The sequence below is a fragment of the Thioalkalivibrio sp. ALJ15 genome (genome assembly GCF_000383695.1).
Classification (GTDB): domain Bacteria; phylum Pseudomonadota; class Gammaproteobacteria; order Ectothiorhodospirales; family Ectothiorhodospiraceae; genus Thioalkalivibrio.
The window spans coordinates 331,386-354,633 of record NZ_KB912058.1 but is presented as its reverse complement, the minus strand read 5'-3'; the positions used below and the strand labels follow the sequence as shown (position 1 = coordinate 354,633).

The 23,248-nt window shown below is 66.8% G+C and carries 21 protein-coding genes and 2 riboswitches; of the genes, 9 read left to right on the top strand and 12 right to left on the bottom strand.

Annotated features, from left to right (window positions below):
- Window positions 1-167: 167 nt before the first annotated feature.
- From gcvPB to G015_RS0108465, 6 genes are all read right to left on the bottom strand, one after another.
- Window positions 168-1,679, bottom strand: coding sequence for an aminomethyl-transferring glycine dehydrogenase subunit GcvPB (gcvPB, locus tag G015_RS0108490; protein ID WP_012983083.1), 1,512 nt, complete (start codon window positions 1,677-1,679; stop codon window positions 168-170).
- Between the two features lie 76 nt (window positions 1,680-1,755).
- Entirely contained in the window at window positions 1,756-2,283 is a 528-nt protein-coding gene (tpx, locus tag G015_RS0108485) for a thiol peroxidase (protein WP_012983084.1), read from the bottom strand.
- Window positions 2,284-2,333: 50 nt separating this feature from the next.
- On the bottom strand, window positions 2,334-3,692 hold the full coding sequence (gene gcvPA, locus G015_RS0108480; RefSeq protein WP_012983085.1) for an aminomethyl-transferring glycine dehydrogenase subunit GcvPA: 1,359 nt from the start codon (window positions 3,690-3,692) through the stop codon (window positions 2,334-2,336).
- Between the two features lie 118 nt (window positions 3,693-3,810).
- Complete coding sequence (gene gcvH / locus G015_RS0108475; protein WP_012983086.1) at window positions 3,811-4,203, bottom strand: glycine cleavage system protein GcvH; 393 nt, start codon at window positions 4,201-4,203, stop codon at window positions 3,811-3,813.
- A 74-nt stretch (window positions 4,204-4,277) separates the two neighbouring features.
- A complete protein-coding gene (gcvT, locus tag G015_RS0108470) occupies window positions 4,278-5,375 on the bottom strand; it encodes a glycine cleavage system aminomethyltransferase GcvT (RefSeq protein ID WP_012983087.1) in 1,098 nt (365 codons plus the stop codon).
- Between the two features lie 122 nt (window positions 5,376-5,497).
- Window positions 5,498-5,607, bottom strand: a riboswitch (glycine riboswitch).
- A 1-nt stretch (window position 5,608) separates the two neighbouring features.
- Window positions 5,609-5,710, bottom strand: a riboswitch (glycine riboswitch).
- 184 nt (window positions 5,711-5,894) lie between these two features.
- Complete coding sequence (locus G015_RS0108465) at window positions 5,895-6,824, bottom strand: ZIP family metal transporter (RefSeq protein ID WP_012983088.1); 930 nt, start codon at window positions 6,822-6,824, stop codon at window positions 5,895-5,897.
- 167 nt (window positions 6,825-6,991) lie between these two features.
- On the opposite strand from G015_RS0108465, the gene G015_RS0108460 reads away from it, so the two are divergent.
- Entirely contained in the window at window positions 6,992-8,383 is a 1,392-nt protein-coding gene (locus tag G015_RS0108460; protein ID WP_018174794.1) for a sodium:alanine symporter family protein, read from the top strand.
- A complete protein-coding gene (gene nadC, locus G015_RS0108455) occupies window positions 8,373-9,275 on the top strand; it encodes a carboxylating nicotinate-nucleotide diphosphorylase (RefSeq protein ID WP_020146476.1) in 903 nt (300 codons plus the stop codon). The genes G015_RS0108460 and nadC overlap by 11 nt, the downstream gene beginning before the upstream one ends.
- A 903-nt stretch (window positions 9,276-10,178) precedes the next feature.
- On the opposite strand, the gene scpB is transcribed toward nadC, so the two are convergent.
- The 5 genes from scpB to G015_RS0108430 are packed head-to-tail and all read right to left on the bottom strand — an operon-like array spanning window position 10,179 to window position 15,023.
- A complete protein-coding gene (gene scpB / locus G015_RS0108450) occupies window positions 10,179-10,865 on the bottom strand; it encodes an SMC-Scp complex subunit ScpB (protein WP_012983091.1) in 687 nt (228 codons plus the stop codon).
- The gene (locus G015_RS0108445) at window positions 10,862-11,719 is read right to left on the bottom strand and encodes a ScpA family protein (RefSeq protein WP_012983092.1); all 858 of its coding nucleotides are present in this window, start codon (window positions 11,717-11,719) and stop codon (window positions 10,862-10,864) included. The genes scpB and G015_RS0108445 overlap by 4 nt, the downstream gene beginning before the upstream one ends.
- 32 nt (window positions 11,720-11,751) lie before the next feature.
- A complete protein-coding gene (locus G015_RS0108440) occupies window positions 11,752-12,972 on the bottom strand; it encodes a tryptophan--tRNA ligase (protein WP_018174099.1) in 1,221 nt (406 codons plus the stop codon).
- Window positions 12,973-13,016: 44 nt separating this feature from the next.
- Window positions 13,017-14,378, bottom strand: coding sequence for a DUF945 family protein (locus G015_RS0108435; RefSeq protein WP_020146475.1), 1,362 nt, complete (start codon window positions 14,376-14,378; stop codon window positions 13,017-13,019).
- A 30-nt stretch (window positions 14,379-14,408) separates the two neighbouring features.
- Window positions 14,409-15,023: an L-threonylcarbamoyladenylate synthase gene (locus G015_RS0108430; protein ID WP_012983095.1), complete on the bottom strand. Its 615-nt coding sequence runs from the start codon at window positions 15,021-15,023 to the stop codon at window positions 14,409-14,411.
- Window positions 15,024-15,134: 111 nt separating this feature from the next.
- On the opposite strand from G015_RS0108430, the gene G015_RS0108425 reads away from it, so the two are divergent.
- Both G015_RS0108425 and G015_RS0108420 read left to right on the top strand, forming a co-directional pair.
- Window positions 15,135-15,431 carry a YciI family protein gene (locus G015_RS0108425; RefSeq protein ID WP_012983096.1) on the top strand — a complete coding sequence of 99 codons (297 nt, stop codon included), beginning with the start codon at window positions 15,135-15,137 and terminating at the stop codon, window positions 15,429-15,431.
- A 2-nt stretch (window positions 15,432-15,433) separates the two neighbouring features.
- Window positions 15,434-16,303 (top strand): peptidylprolyl isomerase, encoded by an 870-nt coding sequence (locus G015_RS0108420; protein WP_012983097.1) that lies wholly within the window; start codon window positions 15,434-15,436, stop codon window positions 16,301-16,303.
- A gap of 23 nt (window positions 16,304-16,326) precedes the next feature.
- Here G015_RS0108420 and G015_RS0108415 read toward each other — a convergent pair whose 3' ends face one another.
- On the bottom strand, window positions 16,327-16,875 hold the full coding sequence (locus G015_RS0108415) for a copper chaperone PCu(A)C (RefSeq protein ID WP_012983098.1): 549 nt from the start codon (window positions 16,873-16,875) through the stop codon (window positions 16,327-16,329).
- A 167-nt stretch (window positions 16,876-17,042) separates the two neighbouring features.
- On the opposite strand from G015_RS0108415, the gene G015_RS0108410 reads away from it, so the two are divergent.
- From G015_RS0108410 to G015_RS0108390, 5 genes are all read left to right on the top strand, one after another.
- Window positions 17,043-18,362, top strand: a complete 1,320-nt coding sequence (locus tag G015_RS0108410; protein ID WP_020146474.1) for an efflux RND transporter periplasmic adaptor subunit — start codon at window positions 17,043-17,045, stop codon at window positions 18,360-18,362.
- Window positions 18,355-21,549 (top strand): efflux RND transporter permease subunit, encoded by a 3,195-nt coding sequence (locus tag G015_RS0108405; protein ID WP_012983100.1) that lies wholly within the window; start codon window positions 18,355-18,357, stop codon window positions 21,547-21,549. The genes G015_RS0108410 and G015_RS0108405 overlap by 8 nt, the downstream gene beginning before the upstream one ends.
- A gap of 91 nt (window positions 21,550-21,640) precedes the next feature.
- Entirely contained in the window at window positions 21,641-22,078 is a 438-nt protein-coding gene (locus G015_RS0108400; protein WP_012983101.1) for a hypothetical protein, read from the top strand.
- 67 nt (window positions 22,079-22,145) lie between these two features.
- The gene (nth, locus tag G015_RS0108395; RefSeq protein ID WP_012983102.1) at window positions 22,146-22,793 is read left to right on the top strand and encodes an endonuclease III; all 648 of its coding nucleotides are present in this window, start codon (window positions 22,146-22,148) and stop codon (window positions 22,791-22,793) included.
- 28 nt (window positions 22,794-22,821) lie between these two features.
- Window positions 22,822-23,247, top strand: coding sequence for a DUF1841 family protein (locus tag G015_RS0108390; RefSeq protein WP_018174105.1), 426 nt, complete (start codon window positions 22,822-22,824; stop codon window positions 23,245-23,247).
- Window position 23,248: the final 1 nt, after the last annotated feature.

The following is a 23,248-nucleotide window of genomic DNA, read 5'->3' as shown; positions in this document are numbered from 1 at the left end:
TGGCGGGAGTATCCACGGACCCGTTAATGGATCCTTATAGTCGGTCTAAACCCTACCACAGGGGTCGGACTTTTTCGTATACCCCCGCAAGAATCGAGAAGTACAGGACGCAAAAAAAAGCCCCCGGGAAACCGGGGGCCCTGACAGCACAACCGAACGTGACCGGATTAGCCGCTGGTGCCCGTACGCGGGGCCGGCTCGCCTTCATCCGTACTCGGCTCCTGGTACACCACGTCCAGCGCCTTGGCCGCGGCCACCTCGTTGAAGCGGCGGTTGGGCAGGTTGTGCGGCGACGCCTTGATGGTGTCGATGTCGCGGCCGGCCTCTTCCAGAATCGCAACCATCGCCTCGACGAAGCCGTCCAGCGTCTCCTTCGACTCGGTCTCGGTCGGCTCGACCAGCAGGCACTCCGGCACCAGCAGCGGGAAGTAGGTGGTCGGCGCATGGTAGCCGTGGTCCAGCAGGCGCTTGGCGACATCCCCCGCAGTCAAGCCCAGTTCCTTCGCCTGCTTCTTCAGCGTAACGATGAACTCGTGGGTCGCACGGCGCTCGGGATAAGCCAGGTCGAACCCGGCGCTCTCCAGTTCGCGCGCCAGGTAGTTGGCGTTCAGTGTGGCGAACTCGGACACGCGCTGCATGCCCTCGCGCCCCAGCATGCGCATGTAGACATAGGCGCGCAGCAGCACCCCGGCGTTGCCGGCAAACGCGGACAGGCGGCCGATGGTCTCGGGATAGTCCGTCTCGGTGGCAAAACGGTAGCCACCCTCGCCGTTCTCGATCACGTGCGGCACCGGCAGGTACGGCAGCAGGCGCTCGCCGACACCGACCGCACCGGAACCCGGACCGCCCCCGCCATGCGGCGTGGAGAAGGTCTTGTGCAGGTTCATGTGGATCACGTCGAACCCCATGTCGCCCGGGCGCACCTTGCCGAGGATCGCGTTCAGGTTGGCGCCGTCGTAGTACAGCAGGCCGCCGGCGTCGTGCACGATCTTCGCGATCTCGGAGATACGACGCTCGAACACGCCCACGGTGGACGGGTTGGTCAGCATGATCCCGGCGGTCTGCGGCCCAACGGCCTCCTTCAGCGCCTCGAGGTTCACGTCGCCGCTTGCGTCGGTGGGGATCTCGCGTACCTCGTAGCCGCACATGATTGCGGTGGCCGGATTGGTGCCGTGCGCGGCGTCCGGGACGATGATCTCGCGGCGTTCGCTGTCGCCGCGCGCATCGTGATAGGCGCGGATCATCGCCACCCCGGTGTACTCGCCCTGCGCACCGGCCATCGGCGCCAGCGACACGGCCTTCATGCCGGTCACGTCCTTCAGCATCTCCTGCAGCTCGAACATGGTGTGCAGGAAGCCCTGGCTGTGGCTGGCCGGGGCATGTGGGTGCCGGTTCAGGAAGCCGGGCAGCATGGCCAGGCTGTTACAGGCGCGCGGGTTGTACTTCATCGTGCACGAGCCCAGCGGGTAGAACTCGGTATCGATGGAGAAGTTCTTTTGCGACAACCGCGTGTAGTGACGCACCACATCCAGCTCCGAGGCCGCAGGCAGGCCAGGGGCCGATTTGCGCTGCAGGTTCGCGGGGATGGCGGTCGTGGCATGCGCGCGCGGCGCCTGGGCCACGGCCGAGCGACCGGCACGCGAACGTTCGAAGATCAGATGGTTTTCCGTGGTGTTCATAGCGGTTTCTCGCTTCAGGAATTCGTGGAAGGCGCCGGGGCCTGGTCACCCGGGCCCGGCGCCTGCAGCCCGTCGTTTATTGCGTCGGGCTCAGATCGGCCCGGTCGTCCAGGGCCTTGAAGATGGCGTCGTAGTCCGGCTCCTCGCCGATCTCGGAGACCAGCTCCGCGTGCATCACCAGATTGTCGGTATCCAGCAGCACGACACCGCGGGCGGTGATGCCCTCCAGCGGACCGTCCTGGATCAGCACGCCGTAGTCCTTGGCGAAGTTGCGATCGCGCATCATCGACAGCACGGTCACACGCTCAAGGTTCTCGGCGGCGCAGAAGCGGCCCATCGCGAACGGCAGGTCGGCGGAGACCACCAGGATCTCCAGATCCGGGCGCTGCTTGACCATGTCCTCGAACTTCTTGGTGGACTCGGCACAGACCGGGGTGTCCAGACTGGGCACGATCGAGATCAGCTTGCGCTTGTCGCCAAAGTGGGCGAGCGAGACGTCCTCGAGGTCCTTGGTCGTCAGCTTGAAATCCGGGGCCGGCGAGCCGACGTGCGGCAGGTCGCCGTTGGTATGGATCGGATTACCCTTCAGTTTGACTTCGGCCATGGCGTGCCTCCTCAGGCTTGTGGTGTATGGCGCGTCGGGTGCGGCCCGCGTCAGGCGGCCTTCGCCTGCTCGCAGGTCGTCACATACTGCTCCAGATCGGCATCCGTCTTGGTCTCGGTCGCGCAGGCCAGCACGCAGCCGTCGAGCTGGGCATAGTCGCGGCCCAGCTGGTATCCGGCCAGCACGCCGGCATCGGCCATCGCCTGCACGCGGCCCGCGGCGTCCCCGCCGAAGTCCAGCGCGACCTCGTGGAAGTACTCGCCGGTAAAGCGCGGCTTGATGCCCTTGGCCGCCAGCTTCTCCACCAGCGCGTGGGTGTTGGCGTAGCAGGCCTCGGCCACGCGGGTCAGACCCTCGTCACCCAGCATGGACATGTGGATCGTCGCGGCGGTGACCACCAGGCCCTGGTTGGTGCAGATGTTCGAGGTCGCCTTGGAGCGGCGGATGTGCTGCTCGCGGGCCTGCAGTGTCAGCACGTAGCCCGGCTTGCCGTCGGCATCCTCGGCGCGGCCGACGATACGCCCCGGCATCTGCCGGATGTGCTTCTTGCGCGTGGTCATGAAGCCGAAGTACGGCCCGCCGGAGGACAGCGGGGCACCCAGCGGCTGGCCCTCGCCCACCACGATATCGACGCCGTTCTCGCCCCACTCACCCGGCGGCTTCAGCAGCGCCAGCGAGACCGGGTTGACCACGGCGATCACCGGGACCTCGCGCTGCTCGGCCCAGCCGGTGAGCGCGTCGACATCTTCCAGGATGCCGAAGAAGTTCGGCTGGCTGATGATCATCGCGGTCACGTCGTCGTCCGCGAACGGCGCCAGCGCATCGACCGGCGTCTGGCCAGAGGTCTCGTCGAACGGGATCTCGACCAGCTCGATGCCCTGGTTACCGATCAGGGTGTGGATCACGCGGCGATAATCCGGATGCAGCGCGCCTGGCACGAGGATCTTCTTGCTCTTCGAGCGGCGGTTCACGCGCACGGCCATCAGCACGGCCTCGGCCAGCGCGGAGGCGCCGTCGTACAGCGAGGCGTTGGAGGCCTCCATACCGGTCAGACGGCTGATCATGGTCTGGTATTCGTAGATCAGCTGCAGCGTGCCCTGGCTGGCCTCCGCCTGGTACGGCGTGTAGGCACTGTAGAACTCGCCACGCGTGGCGATCTGCCACACGGCCGCCGGGATATGGTGCTCGTAGGCCCCGGCGCCGATGAAATTGGACGCCATGCCGTCCCGCGCCGCACGCTCCTGCATCAGACGCGAGATCGCCATCTCGTTCAGTCCCTCGGGGACCTTTTCGAGCGCCGGCGCGCGCAGTTCTTTCGGGATCTCGTCGAACAGATCCTCGATGGAATCGGCGCCGATGCGGTCGAGCATCGAGCGGATGTCTTCTTCGGTATGCGGGATAAAGGGCATGTCGTACTCGCTTTCGCTACTGCGAAGTTCGGATCGGGCCCCGGGCCGGATGCCCGGGGCGCCTTCTCGTTCCTGCCGGGCCGGCTCCGTCAGGAACCGCCCCGTGGGGAACGTCGGATCAGGACTCGGCCTCGACGTGCGCCGCGTAGGCGTCGGCGTCCATCAGGGCGTCGAGCTGGCTCGCGTCGGAGGGCTTCATCTTGAACAGCCAGCCCTCGTCGAACGGCGACTCGTTGACCTTTTCGGGGCTGTCGGCCAGCTCTTCGTTGGCCTCGGTCACCTCGCCGGACAGCGGGGCATACACATCCGAGGCGGCCTTGACCGACTCGACCGTCGCGCAGGCGGAGCCGGCCTCGACCGAGCTGCCCGCCTCCGGGGCCTCCACGAACACCAGATCGCCCAGCAGTTCCTGCGCGTGATCGGTAATGCCGATGGTCACGCTGCCGTCAGCCTCCTGGCGCACCCACTCGTGGCTCTTGGTGTACTTCAGATCCTTCGGTGCTTCGCTCATGACGTCTTCCTTTTTCGTTTGGATCCCGCCTGCGCAGTGTAGTCTGTGGCAAGCGGCATGAGGCAATAAAATCGCTAGCGATTCAGTTCGATCTGTGGCTCGCCGTTACGCACGAATACGGGCTTGACCACCCGCACCGGCAGCATGCGCCCGCGGATGTCGGCCTGCAGTTCCTCGGCATCCACCGCGGCCGGGATGCGCGCAAACGCAACCGACACGCCGAGGCTCGGCGAGAAGCTGCCGGAGGTCACCACGCCGTCGCCGGCCGCGGTCTCGATACGGGTGCCGCCGCGCAGCACGCCGCGACCCTCGAGCACCAGCCCGACCATGCGCTCCGGCACACCCTCGGCCTTCCACTGTTCGATGGCCTTGCGGCCGATGAAGTCGCGCTCGGCGTCCTTCAGGGCGATGGTCCAGCCGAGATTCGCGGTCAGCGGATTGGTCTGGTCGTCCATATCCGTGCCGTAGAGGTTCATGCCGGCCTCCAGGCGCAGCGTGTCGCGCGCACCCAGGCCGATCGGGTTCACACCGGCGTCCTTCAGCTGTTCCCAGAAGCCGTCGGCCTCAGCTTCCGGCAGCATCACCTCGAAGCCGTCCTCGCCGGTGTAGCCGGTGCGGGCAACGAACCAGGAGTCGTTCCAGACGGCGGAGAACGGCTTGAGATCGCCGGCCGAGCGCAGGTCTTCCGGCAGCAGCGGCAGCGTCTTCTCCACCGCCTGCGGGCCCTGGATCGCGATCAGCGCGAACTCCGGGCGCGGCTCGACGTTCGCGTCGAAGCCCTTTACCACCTGCTGCATGTGGGCGATATCGCCCTCGGCGGTCGCGGCATTGACTACGGCGCGGTAGCTGTCGCCCCCGGTCCAGTAGATGATCAGGTCGTCGATCACGCCACCGGCCTCGTTCAGCATGCAGCTGTACAGGGCGCGACCCTCGGTCTTCAGCTTGGCGACGTCATTGGCCAGCAGGTAGCGCAGAAAGGCCTGCGCCTGCGGGCCGTGGATATCGACGACCTGCATGTGCGAGACATCGAACATACCGGCCCCGGCGCGCACCATCTTGTGCTCCTCCATCTGGGAGCCGTAGTGCAGCGGCATCTCCCAGCCGGCGAAGTCGACCAGCTTGGCCCCGGCGCGCTGGTGCGCGGCGTGAAGCGGCGTTTTCTTCAAAGTCATCTTGTGTCGCCTTGCATCCGTGTTCGTGAGACGGGCCGCCTCCCGGCCCGACGCGGCCCCTGCCATACACGCGGCGCGTACGCGGGGCATAAAAAAAGGGCGGCCAGCAGGGTCTACCTGCCAGCCGCCCCTCTGTCCTGAAACCTGAGAGTTTGCGCCGTGCCAGCGATTACTCGCTGCAGGGCCGCCCCCTTCGGTGGGCCGTCGCCGGCCGCTCTCCAGAGTGTGTCTTCTGCACCGTTCCGGTCCGGTAGCCTGAGCGATTCCGGGCGGATGTTGCGCCTTCGGCGTCTGCCAATCGACTTGCGATCGCAGATCTCTTCCAGAACGGTGTGCGGGCAATGTCGGGCACCCGCAGACGAAACTAATTGTACACCCAAATACCTCCTTCGCGAAAGCCCGGACGGGTGGCGGCGACTTTTCGGCGGCGGGCTTGCAGCCCCACTTCACCCCAAGCCGAACCTCAGGGGCGCTGCCACTACACGCCGCGCAAGAACAGTACCGGAGCCCGCGCCAGCGCTACAGCGCCAGGTCGATCGCCAGAAGCGCGACGAAGCCGACCAGCACGCCGACGGTCGCCTGGGCCTCGTGCCCCTTGCGGTGCGATTCGGGGATGATTTCGTGGCTGATCACGAACAGCATCGCCCCCGCGGCGAAGGCCAGGCCCCAGGGCAGCAAGAATTCCATCAGCGTGATCGCGCCGGCCCCGATCAACCCGCCGATCGGCTGCACCAGGCCGGTCAGCAGGGTTACGCCGAACGCGGCCCACTTGCTGTAGCCCAGCGAGAGGAGCGCAATCGCCACCACCAGCCCTTCCGGGATGTTCTGCAGACCGATCGCGATCGCCAGGGTGATGCCATCGCTGACATCGTCGCCGCCGAAGCCGACCCCGACGGCCAGACCCTCCGGCAGGTTGTGCAGGGCGATCGCAAAGATGAACAGCCACACCCGCCGGATCTTCGCGGGATCGGCCCCGCTTTGGGGGCCGATGTGAAAGTGCTCGTGCGGGACCAGCTTGTGCAGCGCCAGCAGGGCCCCGCCGCCGAGGGCCATGCCTACCGACAACACCAGGATCGCCATGCCGACCCCGCCGTACTGAACCTCGGCGTGCTCCACCGATGGCAGCACCAGTTCGAAGGCTGTGGCCGAGAGCATGACCCCGGCCCCGAAGCCCATCATCGCGTCCTCGACCGACTGGCTGATACGCCGCAGGAAAAAGATCGGAATCGCGCCCACGGCGGTCATCAGACCGGCAACAAAGCTCGCCAGCAGACCGATCTGCAGGGTGCTCATGTCCGCGATACGACCTTCCAGCGTCGGCCAGATCACGCTGACCAGCCAGATGAACGCCGCCAATACGATCAGTGACCCGACCAGAAAAACCCGCGGGACGGGCTTGGCCGAACCCTCGGTGTCCTGGTCAATCTGCTCCTGTCGATCCTGCGTCATAGTCATTCCCTGAGACCCATTCCCTTTGCTGTTGAGAAGGCGGGATTTCAACCCGGTTCCCGCCTGTTTTCTATTGCGGTGTTCGAGATTGCCTATCGTCAACGCGGAAAAGGCGCGGTACATTCGCCCGGAGCGCCCCCTGCATGCCCGGCAAAAGGACCTTCGCAATGCTCGAGACCCTCGACCAGTTCCTCGGTGATACCGCCAGCCTCCTGTGGGGCAACCCGATCACGCTGATCCTGCTGCTGGGTACGGGACTCTACCTGACCATCCGCCTGGGACTGGTGCAGGTCGTCGCCTTCCGCCAGGGCTGGCGCGCGCTGCGCGGCACCGACGGGCGTGCCGGTGGCGCTGGCCAGATCTCGCCATTCCAGGCCCTGTCCACGGCCCTGTCCGGCACCATCGGAACCGGGAATATCGCCGGCGTCGCCACGGCCATTGCCCTCGGCGGCCCCGGGGCCCTCTTCTGGATGTGGGTAACCGCCTTCTTCGGCATGGCCACCAAGTTTGCCGAGACAACCCTCGCCGTGCGCTACCGCGAAGTGGGACCGGACGGCACCATCGCCGGTGGCCCGATGTTCACCCTGCTGCACGGCCTGAACATGAAGAAGATGGCGATCCTGTTCGCCGCCTTCACCCTGATCGCCTCGTTCGGCATCGGCAACATGGTGCAGGCGAACTCTGTAGTCGATGGCCTGACCTTCATGGTCCCGAACCTGCGCGCCGATGACGACATCATGGGCTGGATGGCGCTGATCATCGGCCTGACCATGGCCGTGCTCGTCGCCCTGGTAATCATTGGCGGGGTCAAGCGCATTGCGATGATCGCCTCCGCCATCGTGCCGTTCATGGCCGTGGTGTACATGATCGGCGCGTTCATCGTGATCGTCGCCAATATCGAGGCCGTGCCGGCCGCGGTGGCCACCATCCTGAACCTGGCGCTGAACCCCTGGGCGGCCGGCGGCGGCGCGATCGGTCTGGCCATCCAGTACGGCGTCGCACGCGGCATGTTCTCGAACGAAGCGGGCCTGGGCTCCTCGGCCATGGCTCACGCCGCGGCCAAGAACGGCGATCCGCCGCGCGAAGGCTCGGTGGCCATGCTCGAGCCGTTCATCGATACCATCGTCGTCTGTACCCTGACCGGCTTGGCGATCGTGGTCACCGGCGCCTACATCGACCGCGCCGACGACGTGGTCGGCGCCTCGCTGACCGCCACCGCGTTCAGCACCACGCTCGGTCCGTTCGGCGCGATGGTGGTCGGCTTCAGCCTGATGCTGTTCGCCTTCTCCACGATGATCGCCTGGTCCTACTATGGCGACCGCTCGGCCTACTTCCTGTTCGGCGATCGTGCGGTGATGCCCTATCGCATCGCGTTCGTGATCCTGATCGTCATCGGGGCCACCATCCCGCTGGGCATGGTCTGGAACTTCTCCGACATCGCCAACATCCTGATGGCCGCACCCAACCTGATCGCGCTGATCCTGCTGGCCGGGCTGGTGAAGAAGCTTCGCGACGATTATGTTTCCGGACGCCCGATGCCCGATCGCCATGACGGCTGAGCAGCAGCGCGCCCCGCATGACCCGTTCGCCCAGGGCCCGGCACGGCCAGACGGGGCCATGCTGGTGCGCGAGGTCGAGATGGCGCTGGCCGAGGACCTGGGGCCCAATGCCCTGGCCGGCGACATCACCGCGGCACTGGTACCGGAGGATCGCGCCGCGCGCGCCACCCTGCTGCTGAAAGAGCCCGGCGTGCTGTGTGGCCAGGCGTGGTTCGACCGCGTTTTTGCGAGCCTCGCACCCGAGATCCGTATCGACTGGCAGGTAGCCGAGGGCGCCGTGCTGGAACCCGAGGGCGCACAGCCCGTCGCCACGCTCGAGGGCCCGGCCCGCGCCGTACTGGCCGCCGAGCGCGCCGCGCTCAACCTGCTTCAGACGCTGTCCGGAACCGCCACCGAGACCGCCCGCTGGGTCGCCCGCCTGGGCGACGCCCACAGCCGCATCCTCGACACCCGCAAGACACTTCCGGGCCTGCGTCACGGGCAGAAATACGCCGTGCGCATCGGCGGCGGCTACAACCATCGCCTCGGGCTGTGGGATGCCGTGCTGATTAAGGAAAACCACATCGCCGCCTGTGGCTCCATCGCGGCTGCCGTCGAGCGCGCCCGCGCGCTCGGGGCCGGGCGCTGGGTGGAAGTGGAAACCGAGAACCTGGACGAGGTCAATCAGGCCTTGGCCGCGGGCGCCGACGTGATCATGCTGGACGAACTCTCGCGGGACGACCTCGCCACCGCCGTTCAGCGCATCCGGGGGCGGGCCATCTCCGAGGCCTCGGGCGGGGTCACGCCGGACAGCCTCGCCGAGATCGCGGCCACCGGCGTCGACTACATCTCGGTCGGCGCCTTGACCAAGCACGTCCGCGCCATCGACTTCTCCCTGCGCCTCGACTCGTAACCGCTTCACGCCAAGCCACGCTGCGAGGCTTTATCAAGCGGTCTGCGTTCGTTCCGGCTGGGCCTGGTTCGACCTCTGGAGTTTACGGTGGCTTCGTCCGGCCGCCTGCCTGCGCTGACTCGGCAGCGCGCCCCGAGGTACTTTCTTGCTTGCCCAAGAAAGTACCCAAAGAAGGGCACCCGGATTCCGCCCGGGGACCTTGCTCCAGGGCCCTCGGGCCGGCGGCGCTGAAACTCGCTACGCTACGCTCCGCTCAGACAGTCAGCGCCTCTTTTCCGTCCCGAGGACCCTTCCGCAAGGGGCTTCATACGGGGGATGAAGGTCAAGACAACAGCCGCTCTGACGTTCGCGCCAATGGATTGAGGCTGGGCATTCGGACATCTTGGCACGTGCGGCCTTCGGCCCTGGCGTGCCGCGCCCGCCAGCGGGCGCCAAGACCCATCGTAGGATGTGATGAGCGCAGCGAATCGCATCAGGGTTGCCCCAACGTCGGAACGGTGCGTTTCGCTGCGCTCAACCGCACCCTACGGCGTACGGAATAGGCAGAAGCGCTGGGATACCGTCGGTTTTGACTTTCCCTCCCGATATGAGCCCCTTGTGGAGGGCGTGACAGGCCGGAGAAAAGGCGCTGACTGTCTGAGCGAAGCCAAAGGCGTAGCGAGTTTCAGCGCCGCCGGCCTGGCGCGCCCGGAGCAAGGTTCCTGGGCGAATCCCGGGCGTGTTTCTTGGTTACTTCTTTGCACGAGCAAAGAAGTAACTCGCGGCGCGCTGGCGAAACAGCGCATGGCAGGCGGCAAGACGAAGCCACCGTAAACACCGGATGCCGAACCAGGCCCAGCCTCAACGACCGCAGCTAGTCGAGCACGGCACATCAAGACCAGGGTCCGACAGAACGAGCGTGGGCTAGCGGGTGTCGTCGTCGGATTCGGGGGCGGGCTCGAGGCGGAGCTGGCCATTGGCGTCGTCCTCGGGCGGTGCCAGGGTGAAGCCCGCGTCGGAGGCGACGTCCGCCAGGTCGCGGATCGCGTCCAGCGGCGGCAGCTCCTCCAGCCGCTTCAGGCCCAGGTCGTCGAGGAACGTCCGCGTCGTCGCATACAGCGCAGGCCGACCGGGCACCTCCTTGTGCCCTACCACGCGTACCCATTCGCGCTCCTGCAGGGTACGCATGATGCCGGAGCTGACTGCCACGCCGCGTACCGCCTCGATCTCGGCGCGCGTCACCGGCTGGCGATAGGCAATGATCGCGAGCGTCTCCAGCAGCGCGCGGGACAGCCGCGCGGGGCGTTCGGGCTGCGCCGCCTGGACCGTGGCCGAGAAGCGGGCCCGCACCCGGAAGCGGTAGCCGCCAGCGGTGCGCACCAGTTCGATGGCGCGATCCGCATAGCGCTCCTGCAGCCGGCCAATCGCCTGGTCCAGTGTCGGCTGATCGATCTCGCCAAGGTCCTCGCAGGCGGCCTTCAGGTCGCGCGGCGCGACCGGCTCGGCGGCGGCAAAGAGGACCGCCTCGATCGCGAGTTCGATGGCCCCGAGCGTGTCGGTGTCGATCTCGGTGGCGGCTTGCGGGGCCTCAGGGCTGGTGACGTCGTTCATGCATCCTCCGTGTCCGGCCGGCCACCCCGACGGCGCAGGCGAATCGGGCTGTAGGGTTCGCTCTGGCCCCACTCCACCAGGCCGGACTTGGTCAGCTCCAGCACGGCGAGAAACGAAACCACCACGCCCTGGCGCCCTTCAGAGGCGAGCAGGAGCGTGACGAAGTCGGTAAAGCGCTCCGGGTGCAGGACCTCGAGGATACTGCTCATGCGCTCGCGCACCGACAACTGCTCGGTGGAGATGTGATGGTGTGCGGAGAGGCTGGCCCGATGCATCACGGCGGCCAGGGCCTCCATCAACTCGTCCATCGTGGGGGCCGGGGGTGGCGGCCCCTCCAGTGCCTCGACGCTGGCAGCGGCGGCGTACACGTCGCGGTCCATGCGCGGGATCTCGTCCAGCCGTTCGGCCGCGGTCTTGAACTGTTCGTATTCCTGCAGCTGCCGGATCAGCGCCATGCGCGGATCCGTGTCCTCGTCCGCGTCAGCCTGCACCGGGCGCGGGAGCAGCATGCGCGACTTGATCTCGGCAAGCAGCGCCGCCATCACCAGATACTCGCCGGCCAGCTCCAGGCGCAGCGCGCGCATGACCTCGATATACGCCATGTACTGACGGGTGATCTCGGCGATCGGGATGGCAAGGATGTCGAGGTTCTGCCGGCGGATCAGGTACAGCAACAGGTCCAACGGTCCCTCGAACGATTCGAGGAAGACCTCCAGCGCATCCGGGGGGATATACAGATCGGCCGGCAGCTCGGCCACCGGCTCGCCATGCACGCGATAGACAAACTCGCCTTCCGCTCCGGTCTCGACCGTCGCGGAGTTCTCCAGGTCCGTCAGCTCATCGCGCGGGTCCATGGCTCATCTCGGTGGGAGCTTCCCGAATGGGGTCATCGCAGGTAATCCAGGCCCATCACGCGGCGTACCTCTTCCAGGGTCTCGCGCGCCTCTTCGCGCGCGGCCTCGGAGCCCTCGACGATGATCGAGCGCACCAGGGCCGGGTCCTCGGCATACTCCTTGGCGCGCTGCTGGATCGGCTCCAGTTCCGCCTGCACCTCTTCGATCAGCGGGCGCTTGCAGTCGATGCAGCCGATCCCGGCCGAGGTGCAGCCCTCGTGCAGCTCGGCACGGCTGGCCTCGTCGGTATAGACCAGGTGCAGGTCCCAGACCGGACACTTCTCCGGCGTGCCGGGATCAGTACGGCGCACGCGCGCCGGGTCGGTCGGCATGGTGCGGATCAGTTTTTCCACCTCGGCCGGCTCGGTGCGCAGGCTGATGGTGTTGCCATAGCTCTTGGACATCTTGCGCCCGTCCAGCCCCGGCATCTTCGCAGTGGGCGTGAGCTTGGCCTGGGGCTCCGGCAGGATGATCTTGCCACCACCTTCAAGGTAGCCGAACAGGCGTTCACGATCCCCCAGCGAGATGTTCTGCTGCGACTCGAGCATGGCCCGGGCCACTTCCAGCGCCTCGTCCTCGCCGTGCTCCTGGAAACGCTTGCGCAGGTCGCGGTAACGCTTGGCGGCCTTTTTGCCCATCTTGTCGACCGCGGCCTCGGCCTTCTCCGCAAACCCCGGCTCGCGGCCATAGAGATGGTTGAAGCGGCGCGCGATCTCGCGCGTGACTTCCAGATGCGATACCTGATCCTCGCCAACCGGGACCATGCCGGCGCGGTAGGCGAGCACATCCGCGCTCTGCAGCACGGGGTACCCCAGAAAGCCGTAGGTCGCCAGATCCTTCTCGCGCAGCTGTTCCTGCTGGTCCTTGTACGTGGGCACGCGCTCCAGCCAGCCGAGCGGGGTAATCATCGACAGCAGCAGGTGCAGCTCCGCATGCTCCGGCACGCGCGACTGCACGAACAGCGTGGCGGAGCCGGGACTCACCCCGGCCGCCAGCCAGTCGATCACCATCTCGGTGACATGCTGTTGCAGATCACCCGGGTCTTCGTAGTGCGTGGTCAGCGCGTGCCAGTCGGCGACGAAGAAGAAGCACTCGTAGTTGTGCTGCAGCTCGATCCAGTTTTTCAGGACGCCGTGATAATGGCCCAGATGCAGGTGCCCGGTCGGGCGCATGCCCGAGATCACGCGCTGGTTCGTTCCCTGGTTGCTGGTCACGAGTGGTTCCTTCTCCGTTATTCGTGGGGTTCGTTGGGCACGATTCAGAACATACCGCCCGACAAGGCAAACAGCATGCCCAACAGGGCCGCCGTACGATCGCGTTCGTTCACGTACACCCGACCGTCTTCCATATTCAGGTGCCCGCGCCAGAGCTCGGCATCGGCGTCGCGCTGCAGCCAGCCCTGCGCCGCCAGGGCATGGAGACGCTCGTCCAGCTCCGCGTCGGGATAGGCCGCGTCGAATTCGCGGACCCATTCCAGCCCGAGCCGCAGCTCGCTGTCCAGTACCAGGGTCTCCAGTGGCCGGGTGCGGAAGCCGCGCGCATCACCGCGCAGGCCCAGTTCGGTCTCCAGGGCCACCTGATGCGCGGGGGATTCATTGAACGAGGCCTTCAGCTCGACCGCCGGCCGATGCTCGATCATGCGTTCGATCGCATCGGTGATCACCGACCCGCCGAGCGCCAGACGCTGCCCGCGTTCGAGGTCACGCTCCTGCAACACCTCCAGGTCCTGGATCATCTGCAGCAGTGCCGGGCGATCCCAGCGCAGCATCGCAAACTGGAGATCGACAGTCTCGAGTTCCAGCACGTCGGCGTCCGCCTCGCGCAGGCGGACCTCGTCGATCTCCAGGCGCAGGCGGCTGTCCAGGCGATCGTTATTGGTCTTCTGGAAGGCATTCACCCGCGGCCGGGTCAGCTCCATCTCGCCCTGCTCGTCGCGAAAGCGCAGCTGCGCGGCCGCCAGGCCGCCCTCGTAATCGGGCAGGCGGCCGTAGATGCCATCCTCGTCTGGTTCAAACACGGTCGCAAAACGGCCCTGCTCCACTCGCAGGTCCGCCTCGTCGTCATGCAGACGCAGTGCGGGCAGGTCCAGGCTCAGCAGCAGCTGCTCCGCCGACCAGGCAAAGCGCCCCTGGCCCGCATCCAGCTCGAGCCACAACGGCCCTTCGCCATCAACACGGTCGGCCACATCCGGGACCTCCATCAGGTCCAGCGTCAGGGGCTCGAACTGCACACGCGTAGTCAGACGACCACCCATGCCGGCGTGCGTCTGCACGACCAGATCGAGCTCGTGCAGCAGATGGGCCGCGAGCGAGCCCTCCGGGGCCTCGAGGGCACCCAGGTCCACGTTCGATTCGCCGCGGGCGCCGAGCACGCCGTGGCGTACCCGATGTTCCAGCGGAATGACCAGTTCGGTCTCGCCGTCATTGAGCGTCAGCTCGCTGCGAGCGGTCGCGGTGCGATAGCTGCGCCGGTATTCGACCATCTCGTGGCGCAGATCCACCTCGCCGATGCGTGCCTGCTGGGCCTCGGTCACGTTGCGCTCGACCTGCCCACCGACAAACACCGGCCAGGCGGCGACCACGATCAGCAACACCAGTACCAGCACGATCCATTTACGCATCACGCATCTCCCCGGGCCTCCATGCCCCTGCTATTCCTCAAGAAACGCCACGTCGCCGACACCGTGACGGATGATCTCCGGTACGTCACCGGTCAGGTCGATCACGCTCGTCGGCTCCAGGGTGCCGGCCCCGCCATCGACGACTTCGTCCACGACCTTTGACAGCCGCTCGTCGATCACCCAGGGCTCGCTCAGCGGCAGATCCTCGCCCGGCAGTTGCAGCGTCGCGGTCATCAGCGGCGATCCCAGTTCCTCCAGCAGCGCCGAGACGATGCGGCTGTCCGGAACGCGCAGGCCAATGGTGCGCCGCTTGGGGTGCTGCAGGCGGCGCGGCACCTCGCGCGTGGCCGGCAGGATGAAGGTATAGGGCCCGGGCGTCAGGCCTTTCATCAGGCGAAAGGCCGTGTTGTCGACCTTGGCATAGACGCCAAGCTCCGAGAGATCCCGGCACAGCAGCGTGAGGTGATGGGTCTCGTCGACCTGGCGAATGCGGCGGATACGGTCGGCGCCGGCCTTGTCGCCCGGCAAACAGGCCAGGGCATAGCAGGCATCGGTCGGGATCGCGATCACGGTGCCCTCGTGCAGCCGATCCAGGACCTGCCGGACCAACCGGGGCTGCGGGTTTTCGGGGTGTATCGCGATCATGAAGTCGGGCCACTGATGACAAGGCGCGCAGTGTAGCGCATGGTGGGCGCCGCTTATAAGGCGGTCTGGCTGCGTTAGAATTTACGTCCCAACCCACGGAGACGCCGATCAATGCTCTACATGATCCAGGGCCAGGACGCGCCCGACTCGCTGGATGCCCGCCTCGCCGCGCGGCCGGAACACGTCGCCCGCCTGCAGGCGCTGCACGACGCCGGTCGCCTGGTCCTGGCCGGTCCGCTGCCGGCGATTGACAGCAACGACCCGGGCCCCGCCGGGTTCACCGGCAGCCTGATCGTGGCCGAGTTTCCGTCGCTGGAGGCCGCCCACGACTGGGCCGACGCCGACCCCTATGTCGCCGCGGGGGTCTATACCTCGGTGGACGTTCGTCCTTTCAAGCAGGTGTTTTGATCATGCGTACCCGTCCCGCCGCGCTCGTTGCCACTCTCGCCCTCGCGGGCCTTCTGGCCGCCTGCGGGAATGGCGACGAGGGTCTGCCGCTGCCCGACGAAGAGGCTAGCGAGCTCGACACGGTCATCACCGATACCGATGACGAGGACACGGTCGCCATCGTTAACGATCGCGCGATCACCCGCGCCGACCTGTTCACCTATGCCGGCATGGACGAGGATCCGGGGTTGGCCACGCAGGGCGAAGGCGTGCTGGACGAGGTCATCAGCCTGGAGCTGCTACGCCAGGAGGCGTTGAAGCGCGGGCTGGGCGACGACCCCGAGATCCAGCGCATCCTGAAGATGGTCGAGACCAATCTGCTGGCTTCGATGCTGATGGAGCGCATCGCCGAGGAGCTCGAGATCAGCGAAGAGGACGTGGAAGCGGAATACGAGCGCCAGGTCGAATACCTGCGCGGCACGGAGTACCGCGCGCGTCACATCCTGGTCGAGGACGAAGACAGCGCGCGCGAGCTGCTGGCACAACTGGACGACGGGGCCGATTTTGCGGAGCTGGCCGAGGAGCACTCCATCGACCCGGGATCCGCCGCCCGGGGCGGGGACCTGGGCTGGTTCACGCCCGATGGCATGGTGCCGGAATTCGCCGCCGCCACCGAGGCCCTGGAACCCGGCGAGACCACCGACGCGCCCGTGCAGTCCCAGTTTGGCTGGCACCTGATCCGTCTGGACGACACCCGCGAGGTGGAAGTCCCGCCGCTGGACGAGGTGCGCGCCGAGATCATCGAGATCCTGGAAAGCCGCGCCATTCAGGAAAAGCTGGAGGCCCTGCGCGCCGAGGCGACGATCGAGATCCCGAACCGGCCGGAGAACTGATTCGGCCCGTTCGGGCGGGCGCGTCAGTGCCCGTGACCGCCGTGCCCGTGACCCGCGTCATCGTGTTCCATGTGATCGTGCCCGGCACCCTCCTCGGCCTCGCCGCGGCGGACCTGCATGTGCAGATCCATGGTCTCGCCGTCCTCGAAGGTCACACGTACGGCGACCCAGTCACCGGCCGTCAGCGGCTCGTGCAGACCGATGAACATCAGGTGCAGGCCGCCCGGCTCCAGCACCAGGGCCTCGCCCGCGGGCAGATCCAGGTGTTCGACCTCGCGCATGCGCATCACGCCATCCTCGTGGGTGTGCTCGTGCAATTCGGTAGTCTCGGCGATCGGCGACTCGGCGGCCACGATGCGGCGATCGGACCCGCCGGTATTGCGCAGCTCCAGGTAGCCGGCGGTGGTATCCCCCGGTACCAGGCGCACCCATGGCGTGCCTTCCATCTCCAGCCCTTCCAGGCATTCGCACGCCTCCGGGGCCTCCTCGGCCATCGTGGTACCACCGCCCACACCGAGGCCAAGGACCAGGGCGACGGCCCCGAGATTTCGTAATACGCCGAGTTTCATCATCGCGCTCTCCAGATGTGTGGCTGGCCGCATACTAACCCAGCGAGGATCATCGAGGAGGCGCGGTCGCGCACACAGACAATTCGCTTAGAATAACGCGCCGGGAAGGAACCCTCCGACCCTTTAGTGCCTCCAACCGACCGGCCCTGCCCCATCCGACCGAGAACACCATGCCGCGCCTTCTTCGACGTGCCCTGCCCCCCTTGCTGATCCTCGCCGCTGCGATCGTGGGCTTCCTCGTATTGCGTGCGACGGGCCCCGAGGCGCCTGCGCCGGAGGCCACCGAGCGGACCTGGCCGGTGCAGGGGCTGGTGGCCGAGTTGGGCGAACACCACCCAGGCATCCTGCTGAACGGGCGCAGCGCGTCGGCCCAGACGGCCACCCTGCGCGCAGCCGTGGAGGGCGAGATCGAAGCCGTCCCAGCCCGGATCGGGGCGCGCATGGAGGCTGGCGAAACCCTGTTGCGCATCGACCCGCGCGAGGCGGAACTGCTGCTCGTCCAGCGCACGGCCGAACGCCGTGAGCTCGAGGGCGCAAAAGAGAGCGAGGAGATCCGCGCCCGCTTCGATCGCGAGGCCCTGGTGCGCGAACGCGAACTCCTGGAGATCGCCGAGCGTGGGCTGCGCCGGGCGCAGAACCTGCGCGAACGCGATCTCGGCTCCGAGACCGACGTGGACACAGCCCGGGAGGCCCTGGAACAGGCCAGCCTGACGTTGGACAACCGCGAGCAGGCGATGGCCGATGCCCCGATGCGCATGGCCCAGGCAGAGGCCCGCCTGGAGCGCGCGCGGGCTGCCGAGGATCAGGCGCACATCGATCTCGAGCGCACCACGATCACCGCACCCTTCGATGCCCGGATAGTCGAAGTCGAGGTGGCCGTCGGCGAGCGTGCACGCCCGGGCGACCCGCTGGTGCGCCTGTTCGCGCTCGACGACCTGGAGATTCGCGCCAGCATCCCGGCCTACATCCTCCCGCGCATCGAGGAACTGCTGGACGCGGGCGAGGAGCTGACTGCCCATGCCCGGGTGGGCGGGCGCACGGTGCGCACGGAACTGGCACGCCTGGAAGGCGAGACGCGCGCGGGCGAAGCCGGGACGCGCGGCGTCTTCGAGGTACGCGAGGGTCATTCGGCGCTGAACCTAAACCGCTTCGTCGAGCTGACGCTGCGGCTACCGGCCGAGGCCGACAGCGTGGCCGTGCCCTACGAGGCCCTGTATGGCCGAGACCAGGTCTTCCGCGTCGTCGATGGCCGCATGCAGTCGTTACGGATCGAGCGCCTCGGCGAGTTCGTGACCGACGCCGGGGACGTCCGGGCGCTAATCCGTCACCCGGATCTGGAGACGGGCGATATCCTGGTCGCCACCCGCCTGCCGAATGCCGTGGACGGGCTGAAGGTCGAGGTCGAGGAGCCCGGCGAACGCCCGGACCGCGATGCCGCGATCCCGCGCGCCTCCGACAGCAACGGGGAACAGGACCCGAACGATGACTGACGCCGATCCCGGCCAGCGCGCCGGCGACGGCCCGAACGAGCGCCCGATGCCCGGCGGGGGATCGCGCGACAACGGCCAGCCACCGCGTGGTCCCATTCAGCTGTTCCTGGAACACCGCCTGGCCGCGAATCTGCTGATTGCGCTGATGCTGCTGGCCGGGGCGTTCGCGCTGACCAAGCTGAACACCCAGTTCTTCCCGAACTTCGAACTGGACTTCATGATCGTGGAAGTGGTCTGGAGCGGCGCCAGTGCGGAGGACGTGGAACAGGCGATCATCGATCCCCTGGAGCAGGACCTGCGCACCGTGGACGGCCTGCGCAACATGACCTCGACCTCTGCGCTGGGCGTCGGCGTGGTCACGCTGGAGTTCGAGGCGGGCACCGACATGACGCGGGCCGCCGAGCAGGTCAACGACCGCGTCGACCAGCAGCGCAATCTGCCGGAAGACGCGGAAACCCCGGTGGTCAAACGGATCATCCGCTACGAGCCCGTGGCGCGGCTGCTGATCACCGGCCCGGAAGACCCGCAGCAGCTGCGCCGGCTGGCCCGGCAGTTCGAACGTGAACTGCTGGATGCCGGGATCGCCCAGATCGAGTTCACCGGGCTGACTGAAGACGAGATGGCCATCCAGGTGCCGGCGCGCGAGCTCTATCGACTGGACATGACGCTGGACCAGATCGGTGCGCAGATCCGCGAGATGGCGCAGGACTTCCCCGCCGGCTCGGTCGGGCGCGACGATACCGCGCGCCAGATTCGCAGCCTGGAGCAGGCCCGCGATGTTGTCGGCTTCGAGCGGCTGATCCTGCGCGGCGACACCGATCTGGGGCGGATCAGGCTGGGCGATATCGCCGACATCGAACTGCGCCCGCGCGATGGCGAGGTACGCACCCGTGCCAACGGCAAGCCCGCTATCGAGATGCAGCTGCTGCGCTCGGAGACGGGTGACTCGCTGGAGGCCGCGCGCGTCCTCGAAGACTGGCTGGAGGAGACCAAACCCGCCCTGCCCCCGGGCGTGGATCTCCAGGTGATGGATGCCTTCTGGGAACTGCTGGCCGAGCGCATCAACCTGCTGCTGAAAAACGGCCTCGGCGGCCTGATGCTGGTGCTGGGGATTCTGTTTTTGTTCCTCAACCGGCATGTCGCGCTACGCGTGGCGCTGGGCATCCCCATCGCGTTCACCGCCGCGTTTGTCGTGCTGTGGCTGGTGGGCGGCTCGATCAACATGATCTCGCTGTTCGGCTTCATCATGTCGCTGGGGATCATCGTCGACAACGCGATCGTGGTCTCGGAGCATGCCTACAGCCTGCACCAGCGCGGGCTGGACGCGGGCCGGGCCGCGCGCGACGGCGCCCGGCGCATGGTCGGTCCGGTGATCGCAGCCTCGCTGACCACGGTCGCCGCCTTCATGCCGCTGATGCTGATCGGCGGGGTGATCGGAAACATCCTGTTCGACATCCCGCTGGTGGTGATCTGCGTGATCGTGGCGACCCTGCTGATTGCGTTCCTGATCCTGCCGGCCCACCTGAAGGGTGTGATGCATCGGCTCAAGGAGCCCGCCCCGAACAGCCTGCGGGCGCGCTTCGACGCCGGCTTCGAACGGCTGAGAAATGGCCCGTTCCGCCGCGCTGTTACGCACTCGGTGGACCACGCGGGCGTCACCCTGGCACTGGCCGTGGGCGCGCTGATCCTGGCCATTGGTCTGGCCGCCAGTGGCCGCATCGGCTTCACCTTCTTCCCCTCGCCCGAGGGCACCATCGTCAACGCCGGGGTGAACTTCGTCGCCGGCACCCCGCCGGAGCGGGTGGAGTCGTTCCTGATCCACGCCGAGCGCGCTCTTGAGGAGACCGAGGAGGCATTGGGCGGCAACCTCGTGCGCACCTCCGTGACCCGCCTCGGCAAGGGGATCGACCCGGGCGATGGCAATGCGCCCAAGGGGGAGCAGTTCGGCAACATCCAGGTGGAACTGGTCTCGCCGGAAGAACGGACCGTGCGCAATCGCGAGTTCATCCGCGAATGGGAGGACCGCATCCGCCAGGCCCCTGGAATCGAGAACTTCTCCATCGACGAGCGCCAGACCGGTCCGCCCGGGCGTGACCTCGATATCCGCCTGACCGGGGACGACCCGCATGTACTGAAGGAGGCGGCGCTGGAACTGGCCGACATGCTGGACGACTTCCCCGGGACCTTCGCCACCAGCGACGACACCCCGTTCGGGCGCGAGCAGTTCGTATTTCAGCTGAAGCCCGAGGGCCGCGCGGTCGGGCTGACGACCGAATCGGTCGGGTTGCAGCTGCGCAACGCCTTTGATGGCTACCTCGCCCAGCTCTATCAGGACGGGCTGGAGGAAGTGGAGGTTCGCGTACGACTGCCGGATGGCGAGCGCCACCGCAGCGAGAGTCTGGAGCGGCTGAACCTGCGCCTGCCGGACGGGGCCTTCGTGCCACTGGACGACGTCGTGGAACTGCGTTCACGCCAGGGGTTCGAGACCCTGCGCCACGCCGATACGCGGCTGGCCATTCAGGTCTCGACCGAGGTGGATCGGGCGGTGAACAACGCCGCCCGTATCCGGGCGGCACTCGAGGACGGGCCGCTGGACGAGCTGGCTGTCCGCTATGGCGTCGAGTACTCCTTCGAAGGGCGCGCGGCCGACCAGGAAGAGACCTTTGCCGACATGCGGATGGGCCTGCTGCTGGCGCTAGGGCTGATGTACATCGTGCTGGCCTGGGTGTTCGCCTCCTGGGGCTGGCCGCTGATCGTGATGGCAATCATCCCGTTCGGGATTCTCGGCGCACTGTTCGGGCACTGGGTGATGGGTGTGGAGCTCACCATCCTGTCACTGTTCGGCCTGTTCGGACTGACCGGGATCGTGGTCAACAACTCGATCATCCTGGTCAGCTTCTACCAGGGGCTGCGGGAGACCGGACTCGCTCTGCGCGAGGCGATCGTAGAGGCCGCCTGTCAGCGCCTGCGTGCGGTCATCCTGACCTCGGTCACCACCATCGCCGGGCTTACACCCCTGCTGTTCGAGCGCTCGGTGCAGGCCCAGTTCCTGATCCCGATGGCGATCTCGATCGTGTTCGGACTGGCCTTCGCGACCCTGCTGGTGCTGTTCGTGATCCCCGCCCTGCTGCGCCTGTACGAGGGGCGCTTCGGACGCGCGGAGGCCACCGAGGCACGCGTTTCTTGATTCTCGCTCGCCAGCGAGTAAACTTCCGGCGCCACGAATTCCGTTTCACCGGGGCCTGGCCCCGGCAATCCAAACGTCCCAGGAGATAGGCATGGCTGGACATTTCCCGTTTGCTGGTAAGCGCGGCACGCGCTACGGCCTCGCCCCGCGCGGCACCATCGCCGCCTTTTTCGAAAACCACGGGTTCAACGAGGACCTGCAGGAGAAGTACTACAAGTGGTGGTACGACTGGGCCAAGGACTTCGTCGAGAAGGACGCCGATCTCTCCTACACCATGATCACCAAGTTCGACAGCTATCCGATGGGCACCCATGCCCACCACTCGTTCCATCTGAACGGCAAGTACTGGCCGAGCTGCCTGGACGAGCTGGGCTCGTTCATCCGCGACGTCATCTTCCCGAAGATGGACGAAAAGGCGATGCACGATCTCGAAGAGAAGCACGCCAAAATGATCAAGGACCTGGAGAAGGAAGCCGAGTCCAACCCGCGCGAAGCGGCCCCGGACGTCGGTCTGTTCCGCCACGTCTGATCGGCAGTCTTGCCGCAGCATCCGGCCCCGCCCTGCGGGGCCGGTTTGTTTAGGGAAACACTGATTAATGAACGCCGCGAAGCGTGAAGCCATCTTCGAACGCCTGAAGGCGGCGAACCCCGAGCCGACCACCGAGCTCGAATACAACACGCCCTTCGAACTTTTGATCGCAGTCATCCTGTCGGCCCAGGCCACGGATGTCGGCGTGAACAAGGCCACCCGCCGCCTCTACCCCGCCGCCAACACGCCCGAGGCGATCCTCGCGCTGGGGCTGGACGGGTTAAAGGAACACATCAAGACCATCGGCCTGTACAACGCCAAGGCCGAGAACGTGATCAAGACCTGCCGCATCCTGGTCGACCAGCACGGCGGCGAGGTTCCGCGCGACCGCAAGTCGCTGGAGGCCCTGCCGGGGGTGGGCCGCAAGACCGCGAACGTCGTCCTGAATACCGCCTTCGGCGTACCCACCATCGCGGTGGACACCCACATCTTCCGGGTCGCCAACCGCACCGGACTGGCGCCCGGCAAGAACGTGCTGGAGGTCGAGAAGCGGCTGATGCGGCTGACGCCAAAGCCCTATTTGCAGGACGCCCACCACTGGCTGATCCTGCACGGACGCTATGTCTGCAAGGCGCGCAAGCCCGAATGCTGGCGCTGTCCGATCGAGGACCTGTGCGAATACAAGGCGAAGACGCCGCCACCCATCGGCGCCTGACCACCCCCATACCTTCGAGGAACACCCCATGTACGGCAACCGCGACCAGATCCGCACCCAGTTCGTCGACGCCTGGCACAAGGCGCAGGCCGGCGAGACGCTGACCGACCTGGAACAGCAGCTGGTGGACGTGATCTCAGAACACCCCGAGTACCACGAATTCATCAAGGACCGCGAGACCGCGCTGACTGGCGAATTCCCGCCGGAGCTGGGCACCTCCAACCCGTTCCTGCACATGGCGATGCACCTGAGCCTGCGCGACCAGGCCCGCACCGACCGCCCAGAGGGTATCCACGCCCTGCACCAGGGCCTGTGCGCCCGCTTCGGGGTGATGGACGCCGAGCACCGGATGATGGAGTGCCTGGGCCAGGCCCTGTGGGAGGCGCAGCGCAACAACGTGGCGCCAGACCAGAACGCCTACATGGAGTGCCTGCGCCAGCTCGCCGGGCGCTGAC

Coding starts and splice junctions, on each gene's coding strand:
- gcvPB (WP_012983083.1), bottom strand. CDS start 1,679: ATGAACACCACGGAAAACCATCTGATCTTCGAACGTTCGCGTGCCGGT.
- tpx (WP_012983084.1), bottom strand. CDS start 2,283: ATGGCCGAAGTCAAACTGAAGGGTAATCCGATCCATACCAACGGCGAC.
- gcvPA (WP_012983085.1), bottom strand. CDS start 3,692: ATGCCCTTTATCCCGCATACCGAAGAAGACATCCGCTCGATGCTCGAC.
- gcvH (WP_012983086.1), bottom strand. CDS start 4,203: ATGAGCGAAGCACCGAAGGATCTGAAGTACACCAAGAGCCACGAGTGG.
- gcvT (WP_012983087.1), bottom strand. CDS start 5,375: ATGACTTTGAAGAAAACGCCGCTTCACGCCGCGCACCAGCGCGCCGGG.
- G015_RS0108465 (WP_012983088.1), bottom strand. CDS start 6,824: ATGACGCAGGATCGACAGGAGCAGATTGACCAGGACACCGAGGGTTCG.
- G015_RS0108460 (WP_018174794.1), top strand. CDS start 6,992: ATGCTCGAGACCCTCGACCAGTTCCTCGGTGATACCGCCAGCCTCCTG.
- nadC (WP_020146476.1), top strand. CDS start 8,373: ATGACGGCTGAGCAGCAGCGCGCCCCGCATGACCCGTTCGCCCAGGGC.
- scpB (WP_012983091.1), bottom strand. CDS start 10,865: ATGAACGACGTCACCAGCCCTGAGGCCCCGCAAGCCGCCACCGAGATC.
- G015_RS0108445 (WP_012983092.1), bottom strand. CDS start 11,719: ATGGACCCGCGCGATGAGCTGACGGACCTGGAGAACTCCGCGACGGTC.
- G015_RS0108435 (WP_020146475.1), bottom strand. CDS start 14,378: ATGCGTAAATGGATCGTGCTGGTACTGGTGTTGCTGATCGTGGTCGCC.
- G015_RS0108430 (WP_012983095.1), bottom strand. CDS start 15,023: ATGATCGCGATACACCCCGAAAACCCGCAGCCCCGGTTGGTCCGGCAG.
- G015_RS0108425 (WP_012983096.1), top strand. CDS start 15,135: ATGCTCTACATGATCCAGGGCCAGGACGCGCCCGACTCGCTGGATGCC.
- G015_RS0108420 (WP_012983097.1), top strand. CDS start 15,434: ATGCGTACCCGTCCCGCCGCGCTCGTTGCCACTCTCGCCCTCGCGGGC.
- G015_RS0108415 (WP_012983098.1), bottom strand. CDS start 16,875: ATGATGAAACTCGGCGTATTACGAAATCTCGGGGCCGTCGCCCTGGTC.
- G015_RS0108410 (WP_020146474.1), top strand. CDS start 17,043: ATGCCGCGCCTTCTTCGACGTGCCCTGCCCCCCTTGCTGATCCTCGCC.
- G015_RS0108405 (WP_012983100.1), top strand. CDS start 18,355: ATGACTGACGCCGATCCCGGCCAGCGCGCCGGCGACGGCCCGAACGAG.
- G015_RS0108400 (WP_012983101.1), top strand. CDS start 21,641: ATGGCTGGACATTTCCCGTTTGCTGGTAAGCGCGGCACGCGCTACGGC.
- nth (WP_012983102.1), top strand. CDS start 22,146: ATGAACGCCGCGAAGCGTGAAGCCATCTTCGAACGCCTGAAGGCGGCG.
- G015_RS0108390 (WP_018174105.1), top strand. CDS start 22,822: ATGTACGGCAACCGCGACCAGATCCGCACCCAGTTCGTCGACGCCTGG.